This window comes from Rhizobium sp. RAF56, assembly GCF_052113965.1.
Lineage (GTDB): Bacteria > Pseudomonadota > Alphaproteobacteria > Rhizobiales > Rhizobiaceae > Rhizobium.
Map to the genome: position 1 here is coordinate 85,700 of NZ_JBFRDU010000002.1, position 14,865 is coordinate 100,564.

Annotated in this window: 14 protein-coding genes and 1 tRNA gene; 9 read left to right on the plus strand and 6 right to left on the minus strand. The window is 61.1% G+C overall.

The window, feature by feature from the left end:
- Positions 1-26 precede the first annotated feature (26 nt).
- From araD1 to chvE, 4 genes are all read right to left on the minus strand, one after another.
- Positions 27-1,025 carry an AraD1 family protein gene (araD1, locus tag AB4048_RS02295; protein WP_442200295.1) on the minus strand — a complete coding sequence of 333 codons (999 nt, stop codon included), beginning with the start codon at positions 1,023-1,025 and terminating at the stop codon, positions 27-29.
- Positions 1,026-1,203: 178 nt separating this feature from the next.
- Positions 1,204-2,400 (minus strand): multiple monosaccharide ABC transporter permease, encoded by a 1,197-nt coding sequence (gene mmsB / locus AB4048_RS02300; RefSeq protein WP_442200296.1) that lies wholly within the window; start codon positions 2,398-2,400, stop codon positions 1,204-1,206.
- Positions 2,397-3,935: a multiple monosaccharide ABC transporter ATP-binding protein gene (gene mmsA, locus AB4048_RS02305; protein ID WP_442200297.1), complete on the minus strand. Its 1,539-nt coding sequence runs from the start codon at positions 3,933-3,935 to the stop codon at positions 2,397-2,399. Before mmsA ends, mmsB begins: the two co-directional genes overlap by 4 nt.
- 108 nt (positions 3,936-4,043) lie before the next feature.
- On the minus strand, positions 4,044-5,108 hold the full coding sequence (chvE, locus tag AB4048_RS02310; protein ID WP_442200298.1) for a multiple monosaccharide ABC transporter substrate-binding protein: 1,065 nt from the start codon (positions 5,106-5,108) through the stop codon (positions 4,044-4,046).
- Between the two features lie 276 nt (positions 5,109-5,384).
- Here chvE and AB4048_RS02315 point away from each other — a divergent pair, with 276 nt between their 5' ends.
- The 3 genes from AB4048_RS02315 (at position 5,385) to AB4048_RS02325 (ending at position 7,589) form a co-directional block, all read left to right on the plus strand.
- Positions 5,385-6,386: a LysR family transcriptional regulator gene (locus tag AB4048_RS02315; protein ID WP_442200299.1), complete on the plus strand. Its 1,002-nt coding sequence runs from the start codon at positions 5,385-5,387 to the stop codon at positions 6,384-6,386.
- Positions 6,387-6,501: 115 nt separating this feature from the next.
- Positions 6,502-6,729, plus strand: coding sequence for a CopG family ribbon-helix-helix protein (locus AB4048_RS02320; protein ID WP_442200473.1), 228 nt, complete (start codon positions 6,502-6,504; stop codon positions 6,727-6,729).
- Between the two features lie 338 nt (positions 6,730-7,067).
- Positions 7,068-7,589, plus strand: a complete 522-nt coding sequence (locus AB4048_RS02325) for a hypothetical protein (RefSeq protein ID WP_442200300.1) — start codon at positions 7,068-7,070, stop codon at positions 7,587-7,589.
- 9 nt (positions 7,590-7,598) lie between these two features.
- Here the strand turns inward: AB4048_RS02325 and AB4048_RS02330 are convergent, their stop codons facing one another.
- Positions 7,599-7,853 (minus strand): hypothetical protein, encoded by a 255-nt coding sequence (locus AB4048_RS02330; RefSeq protein WP_442200301.1) that lies wholly within the window; start codon positions 7,851-7,853, stop codon positions 7,599-7,601.
- 151 nt (positions 7,854-8,004) lie between these two features.
- Here AB4048_RS02330 and iolG point away from each other — a divergent pair, with 151 nt between their 5' ends.
- Together iolG and AB4048_RS02340 are read left to right on the plus strand one after the other, a co-directional pair.
- Positions 8,005-8,997: an inositol 2-dehydrogenase gene (iolG, locus tag AB4048_RS02335; RefSeq protein WP_442200302.1), complete on the plus strand. Its 993-nt coding sequence runs from the start codon at positions 8,005-8,007 to the stop codon at positions 8,995-8,997.
- Positions 8,998-9,196: 199 nt separating this feature from the next.
- Positions 9,197-9,547 carry a hypothetical protein gene (locus AB4048_RS02340; protein WP_442200303.1) on the plus strand — a complete coding sequence of 117 codons (351 nt, stop codon included), beginning with the start codon at positions 9,197-9,199 and terminating at the stop codon, positions 9,545-9,547.
- A 113-nt stretch (positions 9,548-9,660) separates the two neighbouring features.
- Here the strand turns inward: AB4048_RS02340 and AB4048_RS02345 are convergent, their stop codons facing one another.
- On the minus strand, positions 9,661-10,905 hold the full coding sequence (locus AB4048_RS02345) for an ROK family protein (RefSeq protein ID WP_442200304.1): 1,245 nt from the start codon (positions 10,903-10,905) through the stop codon (positions 9,661-9,663).
- Between the two features lie 232 nt (positions 10,906-11,137).
- Here AB4048_RS02345 and xylF point away from each other — a divergent pair, with 232 nt between their 5' ends.
- The 4 genes from xylF (at position 11,138) to AB4048_RS02365 (ending at position 14,786) form a co-directional block, all read left to right on the plus strand.
- Complete coding sequence (gene xylF / locus AB4048_RS02350) at positions 11,138-12,178, plus strand: D-xylose ABC transporter substrate-binding protein (protein WP_442200305.1); 1,041 nt, start codon at positions 11,138-11,140, stop codon at positions 12,176-12,178.
- Positions 12,179-12,436: 258 nt separating this feature from the next.
- On the plus strand, positions 12,437-13,750 hold the full coding sequence (locus tag AB4048_RS02355) for a sugar ABC transporter permease (protein ID WP_442200306.1): 1,314 nt from the start codon (positions 12,437-12,439) through the stop codon (positions 13,748-13,750).
- Between the two features lie 13 nt (positions 13,751-13,763).
- Positions 13,764-14,549 carry an ATP-binding cassette domain-containing protein gene (locus AB4048_RS02360; protein ID WP_442200307.1) on the plus strand — a complete coding sequence of 262 codons (786 nt, stop codon included), beginning with the start codon at positions 13,764-13,766 and terminating at the stop codon, positions 14,547-14,549.
- Positions 14,550-14,709: 160 nt separating this feature from the next.
- A tRNA-Arg gene (locus tag AB4048_RS02365) sits at positions 14,710-14,786 on the plus strand.
- Positions 14,787-14,865: the final 79 nt, after the last annotated feature.

The following is a 14,865-nucleotide window of genomic DNA, read 5'->3' on the forward strand; positions in this document are numbered from 1 at the left end:
GGCGGTGGCGCCGGCTTCTTTAAAGATTAGAGTTGGCGAACCGCCACCTTCTCCTCGTCGGCAACCTTAAGCGGGTTGCGCAGCGGCAGTCCGAAATCGGCCACTTCGATTTCGAATACGTCGCCCGCCTCCGGCTTGATGCCTTCGGCAAAGGAGAGCGTCGCCGTACCGAACATATGGACGTGAACGTCGCCAGGCGCACGGAAGAGACCGTACTTGAAGTGGTGGTATTCAAGGTTGGCGAAAGTGTGGGACATGTTCGTTTCGCCCGAAAGGAAGGGCTTTTCAAAAATCACCTTGTCGCCGCGGCGGATGCGCGAGGTGCCGCGAATATCCTCCGGCGGCGTGCCGATGCGGATTTCCGGACCGAAGCTCGCGGGGCGAAGCTTGGAATGGGCGAGATAGAGATAGTTGATCCGCTCGGTGACGTGGTCGGAGAACTCGTTCGAAAGTGCGAAGCCGACGCGGAACGGCGAGCCATCCGTCGCGATCACATAGATGCCGGCCATTTCCGGCTCCTCGCCGCCGTCAAGCGCGAAGGAAGGAGAAACGAGCGCAGCACCCGGTGCTGTCGCGACATGGCCGTTGCCCTTGTAGAACCATTCCGGCTGCACCCCGGTCTCGCCGGCCTTCGGCTTGCCGTTTTCGAGCCCCATGCGAAACATCTTCATGGAGTCGGTCAGCGTTTCCTCGGCAGCTTCCGTCGCCTTCTTGTGCATGCTGTCGCGCGTGGCGGCGGAACCGAGATGGGTCAGTCCAGTTCCCGTCAGATGAAGGTGGGCGGCGTCCGGATGGGTGATCGGCGGCAGAAAACGACCTTGGGAATAGGCCTTTTCGAGATCGACCTCATCACCGAGACCATGGGCCTCGATAACGGAAACCAGCGACTTGCCGGCATCGGCGGCTTCCATCGCCAGCGCATAGACGCTCCGGGCGTTGAGCACGGCCTTTGCGGCCACGCCCGGCGCCTTGCGAACCGCAACGACGATCTCGCCGCCGGGACCGCTGATCTGAGAAATGAGCATGGGTTCCATCCTTGTCTCTAGAGCCTGAGGCCGAAAAATGTGAAGCGCTTTCGGACGCGATCGTGCTCTATTTCTGTGATTGATAGGCTGCGGAAATAATCGATCCTTCCGGCTCCCTTGGAGAGCCGGCTTCCGTCATGCCCCTGGCCGCAAAATCGGGGACGGAGCGCTTTCGCGCTCAGCCCTTGTTCTTGTTGTAGACGTCGAAGAAGACGGCAGCGAGCAGCACGAGGCCCTTGACCATCTGCTGGAAGTCGATGCCGAGACCGATGATCGACATGCCGTTGTTCATGACGCCCATGATGAACGCGCCGATAACCGCGCCGGTGATCTTGCCGACGCCACCCGAGGCCGACGCGCCGCCGATGAAGCAGGCTGCGATCACGTCGAGCTCGAAGCCGACACCCGCTTTCGGCGTCGCCGAATTCAGGCGAGCAGCGATGATCATGCCAGCGAGGCCCGCGAGCACGCCCATGTTGACGAAGGTGTAAAAGGTCAGGCGTTCGACGTTGATACCGGAAAGCTTCGCCGCCTTCGAGTTGCCGCCCATGGCGTAGATGCGCCGGCCGATCGTCGTACGGCGTGTCACGAACGCATAGGCCGCGATCAGCACCAACATGACGATCAGGACGTTCGGGAAGCCCTTGTACGTCGACAGCATGTACCCGAAGAACAGGATCGCGGCTGAGACGAGAAGGTTCTGCGCCAGGAAGAAGCTGAAGGGCTCGACGTCGATGCCGTGGCTCTCGTTGACGACGCGGCGCCGCCAAGCCAGCACGAAGAGCAGTACGGCGAGCAGAACCGACAGGATGAGCGAGGTGGAATGCAGCCCGCCGATGTCGGCGATATCGGGAATGAAGCCGGTGCTGATCAGCTGGAAGTCGGCAGGGAAGGGTCCGATGTTCGTGCCGCCGAGCACGGTTAGCGTCAAGCCACGGAAGACCAGCATGCCGGCCAAGGTCACGATAAAGGCAGGGATGCGGTGATAGGCAATGAAATAGCCCTGCGCCGCGCCGATCAAGCCGCCGATTATCAGACAGGCGAGCGCCGCGACCAGAAAATTCATCTGCAATTTCACGGTGAAGATGGCCGCGAGCGCACCGACGAAGGCGACGATCGAGCCGACCGACAGGTCGATATGCCCCGCCACGATGACGAGCAGCATACCGAGCGCCATGATCACGATGAAGGAATTCTGAAGCACAAGGTTCGTCAGGTTAACCGGCTTGAACAGAATCCCGCCCGTATAGAGCTGGAAGAACACCATGATGACGACAAGCGCGATCAGCATGCCGTATTCGCGAATGTTGTTGCGAATATAATCGCCGACGGAGATGACGTTGCTCTCTTCGGTGGCTGGGTTGGCCGTACTCATTGTCTTTTCTCCCCTGAGCGCATGATAGCGCGCATGATGGTTTCCTGGCTCGCCTCTCCCTTCGGCAGTTCCGCAACGATGCGTCCTTCGTTCATGACGTAGATGCGGTCGCACGTGCCGAGAAGTTCGGGCATTTCCGATGATATCATCAGAACGCCTTTCCCGTCGGCGGCGAGCTGGTTGATGATGGAATAGATTTCATATTTGGCACCCACGTCGATGCCGCGGGTCGGTTCGTCGAGGATCAAGACCTCGGGGTCGGAAAACAGCCACTTCGACAGCACCACCTTCTGCTGGTTGCCACCCGACAGGTTCACGGCTTCCTGGAAGACGCCCGACGAACGGATGCGCAGCTTGGCGCGGTAGTTGGTGGCAACCTGCAGCTCGCGGATATCGTCGATCACGGTCGCCTTCGAAACGCCCATGAGGTTGGCAAGCGTGGTGTTGTGCATGATGTTGTCGTTGAGCACCAGGCCGAGCTGCTTGCGATCCTCGGTGACGTAGGCAAGGCCCGCATCGATCGCCTTGCGCACCGTACTGACGTCGACAGGCTTGCCGTCGATGAGGACTTCGCCGCTGATCTTGTGGCCGTACGACTTGCCGAAAACGCTCATGGCGAACTCGGTGCGGCCGGCGCCCATCAAGCCCGCGACGCCGACGACCTCGCCACGGCGAACGGTGACGTTGATGTCGTGGAGGACCTGCCGGTCGCGGTGCTGCTGGTGGAAGGCGTTCCAGTTGCGGACCTCAAGGACCGTCTCGCCGATCGGCACGGAGCGCGGCGGATAGCGGTCGGCAAGTTCGCGGCCCACCATGTTGCGGATGATGATGTCTTCGCTGACATCTTCCTTCTGGCAGTCGAGCGTCTTCACCGCCATGCCGTCGCGCAGAACCGTGATCGAATCGGCCACCTTTCGAACTTCGTTCAGCTTGTGGGTGATGATGATCGAGGTGATGCCCTGCCGGCGGAACTCTATCAGCAGATTGAGCAGCGCGTCGGAATCGCGCTCGTTAAGGGATGCGGTAGGCTCGTCGAGGATGAGAAGCTTGACGCTCTTCGACAGGGCCTTGGCGATCTCGACGAGCTGCTGCTTGCCGACGCCGATGTCGGTCACGAGCGTGTTCGGAGATTCCTTCAAGCCTACCTTGCCGAGCAAGGCCTTGGTGCGATTGAATGTCGCGTGCCAATCGATCATGCCCTTGGCGGCGATCTCGTTGCCGAGGAAGATGTTTTCGGCGATCGACAGAAGCGGCACGAGCGCCAGCTCCTGGTGGATGATGATAATGCCGATTTCTTCGGAATCTTTGATGGTCTTGAACTGGCGGACGTCCCCTTCGTAGAGGATGTCACCGGAGTAGCTGCCCGCGGGGTAGACGCCGGAGAGAACCTTCATCAGCGTCGATTTGCCGGCGCCGTTCTCGCCTACAAGTGCGTGGATCTCGCCCTGCCGCACCTTGAGATTGACGTTCTCCAACGCGTTCACACCGGGGAACGACTTGGTGATGTCGCGCATTTCCAGGATGGTATTGTCCATGGTCGGTATCCAGCGCCGGAGCCAGAGGTTGAAGAGCCCGGCGTTCGTCAGAATATGAGAAAGTCAGGGCCCGCGAAACGGGCCCTGACCGGAAAATATTTGCCGAAATTACTTCAGCTGGTCGGCCGTGTAGTAGCCACCTTCCACGAGGATCTTCTCGTAGTTGGTCTTGTCGACGGCAACCGGGGTCAGCAGGAAGGACGGAACGACCTTGACGCCGTTGTCGTAGGTCTTCGTGTCGTTGATTTCCGGCGTCTTGCCTTCCATCAGCGCGTTGACCATGCCGACCGTGACCTTTGCGAGGTCGCGGGTGTCCTTGAAGATCGTCGAATGCTGGTCGCCTGCGATGATCGACTTGACGGACGGGACTTCAGCGTCCTGGCCGGAGATGATCGGCAGCGGCAGGTCCTTGGTGCCATAGCCTACGCCCTTGAGCGAGGAAATGATGCCGATGGAGAGACCGTCGTAGGGCGACAGAACGGCGTTGACGTGGGCGTCGGTGTAGTAGGCCGACAGGAGGTTATCCATGCGAGCCTGGGCGACGGCACCGTCCCAACGCAGCGTGCCGACCTTGTCCATGCCCATCTGGCCGGACTTCACGACCAGCTTGCCGCTGTCGATGTAGGGCTTCAGGACAGACATTGCGCCGTCATAGAAGAAGAAGGCGTTGTTGTCGTCCGGCGAACCGCCGAAAAGCTCGATGTTGAACGGGCCCTTGCCATCCTTGAGGCCGAGCGAGTCGACGATCGAGGTAGCCTGGAGAACGCCGACCTTGAAGTTGTCGAAGGTGGCGTAGTAGTCGACGTTGCCCGAATCACGGATCAGACGGTCGTAAGCGATGACCTTGATGCCGGCGTCATGGGCCTTCTGCAGCACGTCGGAAAGCGTCGTGCCGTCGATGGCGGCGATGACGAGAACCTTGGCGCCCTTCGTTACCATGTTCTCGATCTGCGAGAGCTGGTTCGGAATATCGTCGTCAGCATACTGCAGGTCGGTGGAATAGCCGGCTTCCTGGAGCTGCTTGACGATGTTGTTGCCGTCGGCGATCCAGCGCTGCGACGTCTTCGTCGGCATGGCGATGCCAACCGTGCCCTTGTCAGCGGCCAGTGCAGGCGCCACGAACGAAGCGACGCCAAACGCCGCTGCGGCCATCATTGAGATAATGGATTTCACTTCTCTCTCCCTTTGCTAATGAATCAGCGGACCAAAAAAGGCCCGCCGCGAAAACTGTGGCAGGTTCCGTAGAATGGATGGTTACTTCAGATTGTGAGAAACGAAGTACGTCTCCTCCACGATCTCACACGGGTTGAGCTGCTACCAGCACACCCGCGCAAACTGGAATCAATTCGTATAACTGTCAAATAGAATAGCTGGCACCTCATATACCATCTTTGATATGGTATCAAAAAATCGTACTTTTTAGCCGGCAACGAAGGGATTTTTGCAGCGATGGAGAAACCATACAACGAATATTCCCGCGAAGGTATTGAAATTCATACCGATAGTTTTCGCGATGACACGCTTTTACGCACAGGACTGAAACTTAACCATCTGCGCATGATTGTCGCGATCGAAGATCATGGACAGATTTCGGCGGCGGCCGAAGCCATGGCGATCTCCCAACCAGCGGCGTCACGCATGCTCTCGGAGATGGAGGCTATCGTCAAGGTGCCGCTCTACGAGCGGATAGCGCGTGGCGTCGTGCTGACCTCGTTCGGCTCGGCGCTCGCAAAGCGCGCCCGTAAGATTCTCCTCGAACTCAGAGAGGCGAGCCGGGAGATCGGCGAGCTGCGCACTGGTAAAGGCGGCTCGGTCTACATCGGCGCCGTGACGGCTCCGGCGATCAGCCTCGTCGTACCGGCGATCCGCCGCGTGACGCGGAACTATCCGGGAATTGCGATCAACATTCAGGTCGAGACCAGCAATGTGCTGGCGCGCGAGCTCCTCGCCGCCCATCACGATTTCATCATCAGCCGCATTCCGGACGAACTCAATCCGCGCCTCTTCGCAGCCCATGAACTCGGCGTGGAGAAGGCCTGTCTGATCGTGCGCAACGGTCATCCGCTGCTGGAGAAAGGCGTCGTCAGCCTAAAGGACCTCCCCGGCCACGACTGGGTCTTCCAGCCGCCGGGCACGCTGCTCCGACGCCGGGTCGAGGACGTCTTCCTGGCCGCCGGGGTGCCGCTTCCGGAGAATATCGTCAACACCTCGTCGCTGCTCTTGACGCTCGCCGTCGTCTGCAAGACGGACGCAATCGCGCCGATCGCGGTCGATATGGCTGAGTTCATCTGCGGCCAGACGTCTCGCGCCGGCGAAGCCTGCATCCTGCCGATCGATTTCGACATCGATGTCAAACCATACAGCCTGATCACCGCCCGGGAGCGCGCCATGCCTCCAAGCGCGCGGCTGCTCTACGACCTGATTCTCGAAGAGGGCCGGCGCGGGACCTAGCGGTACGCTTGCGCACCTGGGCAGGTTTGATTTTCGGTGGCCAAAGCGTTATCGTGTATTACAAACAGAGGAAATAACCATGTCAGATCAACGTGACCTTTCCGACCCGATCACCATGCGCGTGCCGCGGGATGTTCTATCCGAAATCGAAGAGATTGCAGCGATTTGCGAGCGCACTCGCAGTTGGGTCATCGTGCGCGCGCTCAAATCCTATCTGGCAGCGGAAGGCAGGGAAATCCGCGAGCTGGCAAAGGCACGCCGGGAAGTCGACGCGGGCAAAGGCTACGATCTTGACGAGGTGATCGAAGAAGTCGAGGCGATCGTCAAGGGAGCGGCTGCGTGAAGGTCATTCTCTCCCCGGATGCGAGGAGTTATGCGAAATTGGAAGCCACCTACCTCAAGGCGCACAGGCCGCAGGCTGGGAGCCACTTCAGCGATAGCTTGAAAAGACTGAGGCAACACCTGAGCCAATTCCCTCATATGGGTCAGATCGTCGATGAAATCCCGTGGTCAGCAGCGACCACCGGGTGTGGCCATTGAAGACGATTTCGACTTCGAAGAACCCGAAGCATCTACCGGAACCTTCAGGAAAGACTTCCGCTAGGATCGGCGAAACGGACGCCTCGCCATAAGCCCGGCTCAATTTTCCCTTCGTAGGGTGTTGACGCTGGAGAGAGAAACATGCTGTTCGGGCAATCGATATTTCAATCCGTCCTCGACCGCCTCGAGGCGGAGAAGCCTGAGGGCGAGGAAGAGGACAAAGCCTCGTCGTTCCGCATTCGCGGGCTGAATTCAGGCTTTGCCGCCGCGGTTCGGGAAGGCGTATCGGTTGCCGCCGCACGCCCCGACCAGGCCTATGTCGAGACGTTCGAGGTCGATGAGTTCGCCTTCGCGGGGACGGCAGCATCGACAGGCGAACTGCCGGCTGTGGAAGAACCGGTCGCGGCGGAGCCGGTGATGCCTCAGCATCTGGCGCGCACAGCACCTGAAGAGGTTGCAGTGGAGCTCGCGATCACCGAGGCGGATACCGTGCAGACACTTAACGACAAACGGCGGGCCTTCGCCAAGGGCAACCACCCCGACGGCATCGCCCTTCCCTTCCGCGACAATGCGACGGCACGCATGAAGATTGCCAACCTCTTGATCGACCAGGCGCTGCGGCGTTTGACGCCAGCATCGCGAACCACGCGCCGTCCGAAGTGAACGCCAGCGTCAGTCGCGGCGATCATTCTCCGGATTGGGATCTTCAGTCTCCTCAGGCAGGACGACCTTTTCTTCGGGCGGCTGCGGATTGAACGTCCAAAGCAGCACCCAGGCCGAGTAAATGCCGAGGGCGCCGACAATGACTGCCCAAAACGGTGTGCCTGTAGCCGCTTCGAGTATCGCCCAGCCGAGGCAGACGCCGACGACGAGCAGACGTACCCATAGCGGCCGATAGGCGGGATGATTCGGATCGATCAGTTGCATGGGTCGGTCTTCTCCTCAAAGGGCCCCTTCATTTAAGATGAATTTCGAGATTGCGATACCCCGTCGGGGCTTGACGCGGGCACAAGAAAATGGAATGAAAATTCCATGTAAGTGATAATTCGGTTTATTCATTCCGAATTGGGAGGACGAAATGACAGTGAGATTCGGTCTTCTGGGCGCCGGCCGCATTGGCAAGGTGCATGCCAAGGCGGTGAGCGGCGAAGCGAACGCAAAATTGGTCGCCGTTGCGGACGCATTTCCAGCGGCCGCCGACGCGATCGCCACGGCTTACGGTTGCGAGGTTCGGTCCATCGAAGCGATCGAGACGGCGAAAGACATTGACGCCGTTGTCATCTGCACGCCGACGGATACGCACGCCGACCTGATCGAGCGTTTCGCGCGCGCCGGCAAGGCGATTTTCTGCGAGAAGCCGGTTGATCTCGATGTCGAGCGCGTGAAAGCCTGCATCAAGGTCGTCGATCAGACCGGCGCGAAGCTGATGGTCGGCTTCAATCGCCGTTTCGACCCGCATTTCATGGCGGTACGCAAGACGATTGACGACGGCCGCATCGGCGAAGTCGAAATGGTGACCATCACCTCGCGTGATCCCGGCGCGCCGCCTGTCGACTATATCAAGCGCTCGGGCGGCATATTCCGCGACATGACGATCCATGACTTCGACATGGCGCGCTTCCTGCTTGGCGAGGAGCCGATTGCCGTCAGCGCAACCGCCGCCGTTCTGGTCGACAAGGCGATCGGCGAGGCCGGAGACTATGACAGCGTCTCGATTCTATTGCAGACGGCGTCCGGCAAGCAGGCGATGATTTCGAACTCGCGCCGCGCCACCTATGGCTACGACCAGCGCATCGAGGTGCACGGCTCCAAAGGCATGGTTTCCGCCGAGAATCAACGGCCGGTCTCCATCGAGGTCGCCAACGGCGACGGTTACACGCGCCCGCCGCTGCATGATTTCTTCATGACCCGTTACACCGAGGCCTATGCCAATGAAATCGCAAGCTTCATCGCTGCGATCGAGAAGGGCGCGACGATCTCGCCTTCCGGCGCCGACGGCCTTGCCGCGCTGAGGCTTGCGGATGCGGCGCTGCAATCGGCCAAGGAAGGCAAGCTTGTTCGGATCGGGTAGCGGTTCCTCCCTTTTTCCCGTACCGATCCGCGACATGGCCGGGCCTCTCGCCCGGCCATGTCGTTTCTTCGAACGGCCTCGCGCGCCCCGCGGCGGCGCATCGATATCAATCGAATTGCCGATACCAGTCTCCTAACTGCCGGCTTTCCGTTGGAACATGCGCGGCCCACTCTAGATGTCGTGCCTGGGGGGAAACGACATGCGGACGCTCTTCAAGTTCATACTGGTGGTTCTGATCGCCGGCCTTGCGCCGGCTCTCGCCGAGGCCCGGAAGCACGGGGATCCCTGCACGAGCAGATACACGACATCCCGATCGGTGAACAACTGCAGGCCCAAGAACCCGCCCCCGGTGGCGGCCAGCGAAAGCGACGATGACTTCAGCGGCGGCCAGAACGGCGGCAAGGGCGGCACCAACGGCTCCGGCGGCAAGGGCGGCAAAGGCGGCAAGGGCGGCGGCGGAGGAGGCGGCAAAGGTGGAGGCGGTGGCGGCGGCAAAGGCGGCGGCGGAGGGGGTGGCGGCGGAAAAGGCGGAGGGGGCGGCAAGGGCTGATCCCCACCAGCTTCCTTGTCGGTGGAAAAACGCATCCACCTTCTGAACGTCTTTCTTCGAATCACAGTAGGCGACGGCTTGAGAATGCCCCTGCCACTGCCTGACACCTGCCCTCAGCCTGCGCGATGATGCATTTCCGCGGCTGCCGCTGCTCGCGACAGGACGATTTCATTGTCGATGATTGTGAATGCGCGGTTGAGATGTCCTTCGAAGACAAGCGCCTCCTCGTCGGCCACCACGCGCAGCTCCGGCATACCCTCCATCCGCACCACGTGCGATTGCGCCAGCCCCTCCTCGACGCCCTCCCGCAACAGATCGTAATAGCGTATCCCCGGACCAGTGAGCACGATCGGCATCAATTCGTTGAGGCTGAGCACCCGCGACAAACCGTTGCCGAGCGCCAGACCCGCCTGGCGGAAAGCAAGCCCGTTCCTTCGATTTCCTTGCCGTGCGCTTGCCGCGATCTTGTCCAATTCCGCCACGGGTACGAAAGCCGCGGGGATCGTGTCGAGCGGCACGCCGAATGCGGCGCGCAGAATGGCATAGAAGCCCGCATAGGCTTCAACGCAGCCCAGCGATCCGCAACGGCAAAGGCCGCCATTCGCCACATGCAGCGTATGGCCAAAGTTGGGAGCCGTAAGCTCGTGTTCGCCGGTGCCGGTGCTGCGAACAATGCCGAGCCCAATGCTGTGGCCAAGCGAAAGAGCTGCAAGCGCTCGAAAATCCTTCCCATTCCCGGTCTCTTCGCGCTCACCGAGAGCGGCGGCAACCAGCAGGGTCTCATTGCCGAGAATGACCTTCGAAGGCCAATCGGCCTTGAGCACCTCGGCAAAATCGATCTGCTCCCGGCCCAGGATCGGCGACCAGCGCAGAATGGGCTCGGTGCCGTCCACCACCCCCTTGCTGCTGATGGAAATCATGAACATACGGTCGGGCGCGATCTGTGAACGCGTGGCAAGCCGCCGCAGCCCTTCGGCGATCGCCGTTGCAAAAACGGTGGCGTCCGCGCCCTTCTGCGAGCGCGCCTCGTTGAACCGGTCGAGCAAGGTGCCGGCGTAGTCAACGAGCGAATACTGCACGACATCTGAGGAGATGACGACGACCGCGAGATAGCCGCAGTCCCGCCGCTGCGAGAACAACACGCGTGGTCGCCCGCGCCCGGCGCCGGCAATCTGCTCCGACTTCGAAAGGATCTGCGCGCGCTCGAGATCGTTGGTGATGACCGATACGGTCGCCGACGAAAGTCTCGTATAATCAGATATTTCGGTGTGGGCGAGCGACCCGTGGCGCCTGAGCGCCTTGAGCACGAGCGCACTGTTTCTCTGGCGAACCAGCTCCGTGCTCGACTTGCCCAGCATCAAGCTGTCTCCCGTTCATCTCCCCTCCCCGCAGCGCAACGAAGGTCGGCTCATCCTTCCGATCCCGGCGCGCCGTCCCCCGCGTTCCACGGTGTTGACAGTGGTAAAAATCTCTGACACTGAATTTCTCGACTGTCGAGAAAAAAATCAAAACCTTTCTCGTCAGCTCTATCGCGGCGGCCGGCGGGAGCCTCAGGGACGTGCGGTCGCATCCATCTCGGGAGGGTAAATCATGAAAGCATTTGTTCGGCTCGCCGCAGGCGCAGCCCTTGTTTTGACCATGCAGACGGCGGCTTTCGCCAAGGACCTCGTCGTGGGCGTCTCCTGGTCGAACTTCCAGGAAGAGCGTTGGAAGACCGACGAAGCAGCCATCAAGAAGGCTCTCGAATCTGTCGGCGCCAAGTACATCTCCGCCGACGCCCAGTCCTCCGCTTCCAAGCAGCTGACCGACGTCGAATCGCTGATCTCGCAGGGCGCCAACGCCCTGATCGTCCTCGCTCAGGATAGCGACGCCATCGGCCCGGCCATCGAAAAGGCTGCAGACGAAGGCATTCCGGTCGTCGGTTACGACCGCCTAATCGAAAATCCGGCCGCCTTCTACATCACCTTCGACAACAAGGAAGTGGGCCGCATGCAGGCACGCGGCGTGCTGAAGGCAAAGCCGGAAGGCAACTACGTCTTCATCAAGGGCTCCTCGTCCGACCCGAACGCGGACTTCCTGTTCTCCGGCCAGCTCGAAGTGCTGAAGAAGGCCATGGACGCCGGCAAGATCAAGAAGGTTGGCGAAGCCTACACCGACGGCTGGCTCCCGGAAAACGCTCAGCGCAACATGGAGCAGATCCTGACCGCCAACAACAACAAGGTTGACGCGGTCGTCGCCTCCAACGACGGCACCGCGGGCGGCGCGATCGCTGCTCTCGACGCCCAGGGCCTCGCCGGCTCCGTTCCGGTTTCCGGCCAGGACGCCGACAAGGCCGCTCTGAACCGCATCGCGCTCGGCACCCAGACCGTTTCCGTCTGGAAGGACTCGCGTGAACTCGGCAAGCGCGCCGCGGAAATCGCCATCCAGCTCGCCAAGGGCACGAAGATGGAGAAGATCAAGGGCGTTGAAACCTTCAAGGGCGGCCCGAAGGGCGTTGCCATGCAGTCGATCTTCCTGAAGCCGGAAGCGATCACCAAGGACAACCTCGACGTCGTCGTCAAGGCTGGCTGGATCACCAAGGCGGAAGTTTGCCAGGGCGTGAAGGCGGGCACCGTTGCCGCTTGCAAGTAAGCCTTACTTGAGCCTTTGAGAATGCCGACGCCGCAGCGGCCAATCCGTTGCGGCGTCGAATGCGGATGTGGTGGTAGGATGCTCACGCGCCCGAGCCGCATTGCCGGCACGCATTTCATTGAGCCAACCCCCGGTTCCCGGCCCCACGGCGGGCCTGAGACGGGGATGGCTACGGCGGAATTTTTATGACAGGCGACGATACCGCGATTGCCCCTGGGGATCGCAGGCACGCGCTCAACAGTGGAGAACGGCAAAGCGATGGCCGACACGACACATCCCACAACATCGAGCGGTCCGCGAGACGCAGAAGCGGGCGCGATCACGCGCTTCCTGCGTGCCACCGAGATCGACACGCGTCTGCTCGGCATGGTCGGCGCACTTCTGATCATCTGGATCGGCTTTCAAGTGTTGACCGGCGGCCTTTTCCTGACGCCTCGAAACCTTTGGAACCTCTCGGTTCAGACCACCGAGATCGCCGTTATGGCGACCGGCATGGTCATGATCATCGTCACCCGTAACATCGACCTTTCGGTCGGTTCTATCCTCGGCATTTCCGGGATGATCATGGGCGTCGTGCAGGCGAGAGTGCTGCCGCAATATCTCGGCTTCGACAGCTCGATGACCTGGATCCTCGCGCTCTGCTGCGGCCTTCTGGTCGGCCTCGCGATCGGTTTTTTCCAGGGCATGATCATCGCCTTCCTCGAGGTGCCCTCCTTCATCGTGACGCTCGGCGGGCTGCTCGTCTGGCGCGGCGCCACCTGGTTCGTCACCAGCGGCCAGACGGTCGCGCCGATGGACACCAACTTCCGCATCATGGGCGGCGGAGCCGACGGCTCGATCGGCGCCACCTGGAGCTGGATCGTCGGCGTCATCGCCTGCGTCTTCATCGTGATCGGCATCATCAATTCGCGCCGCCAGAGAAAGCGCTTCGGTTTTCCGCGGCGTCCGCTTTGGGCGGAGTATTTTCTGTCGGCGCTGGGCTGCGCTCTCGTTCTCGGCGCGATCCTGGTGTTCAACAACTACTACTGGCCGATCGCCATCGCCCGCAGATATGCCGAGGCGAAGAACATCGTGTGGCCGGATGAGGGCCTCGACATCCCCTACGGCATTGCCGTTCCGGTGCTGATCGCGATCTTCGTCGGCATCGTCATGACCTTCATCGCCACCCGCCTGCGCTTCGGCCGCTATGTCTTTGCGATCGGCGGCAACCCGGAAGCAGCCGAACTTGCAGGCATCAAGACCCGCTGGGTCACCGTCAGGATCTTCGCGCTGATGGGGCTTCTGGCGGCCATCGCCGCGGCGATCTCCACCGCCCGCCTCAATGCCGCCACCAACTCCCAGGGCGATACCTACGAGCTCTACACCATCGCAGCCGCCGTTATCGGCGGCACGTCGCTCGCCGGCGGCACCGGCACGATCGCCGGCGCCATGCTCGGCGCCCTCGTCATGCAATCGCTTCAGTCGGGCATGGTGCTGGTCGGCCTCGACACGCCGCTGCAGAGCGTCGTCGTCGGCGCCGTGCTGGTCGTCGCCGTCTGGCTCGACACCGTCTACCGCAAGCGCGCCAAGTAAGAGGAATTTGACAATGACGGATCAAACAACTCCGCTTGTGGAAATGCGCAACATTTCCATTGCCTTCGGCGGCATCCACGCCGTCGACAACGCCTCGGTGGACCTCTATCCCGGCGAAGTCGTGGCACTGCTTGGCCACAACGGCGCCGGCAAATCGACGCTGATCAAGATCCTCTCGGGCGCCTACAGGCGCGACAGCGGCGATATCCTGATCAACGGCGAGCCAGCCGATATCCGCAATCCGCGCGACGCCAAGAAATACGGCATCGAGACGATCTACCAGACGCTCGCCGTCGCCGACAACGTCGACGCCGCCGCCAACCTCTATCTCGGCCGCGAACTGCGCACCCCCTGGGGCACGCTCGACGATGTCGCAATGGAAGCGTCCGCGCGCGAGGTGATGGGGCGCCTCAACCCCAATTTCAAGCGCTTCAAGGAGCCGGTGAAGGCGCTTTCCGGCGGTCAGCGCCAGTCGGTGGCGATCGCCCGCGCCATCCTCTTCAACGCCCGCATCCTGATCATGGACGAGCCGACGGCGGCGCTCGGCCCGCAGGAAACGGCGCAGGTCGGCGAACTCATCAAGCAGCTGAAGAAGGAAGGCATAGGCATCTTCCTGATCAGCCACGACATCCACGACGTCTTCGATCTCGCCGACCGCGTGTCTGTCATGAAGAACGGCCAAGTCGTCGGCCACGCGCGCACGGAGGATGTGACCAAGGACGAGGTGCTCGGCATGATCATTCTCGGCAAGGTGCCCCCGAAGGCGATCCCCGGCCCCGGCGCCATGAAGGTCGCCTGACGGCGCAGACACCAAGGCCGCGAGATCCGTCTCGCGGCCTTCACGTCGAGACGAGCGCGACAAACAATCCCCGCCCCTCACGCATTTTCCGCATTGAAGCCCAAGGCATCCTAGGCTAAGAACCACAAATCGGACAGGCGAGTCACCTCGCCTCAGGCATGCGCCCGTAGCTCAGCTGGATAGAGTGTTGGATTCCGATTCCAAAGGTCACAGGTTCGAATCCTGTCGGGCGCGCCATTTTTTTCATTGTCCGACCCGGAGACATGACACTTTTGGACCTAACGGGCTCGGCAAAGGGTCAAGCTTGTAAGCCAGA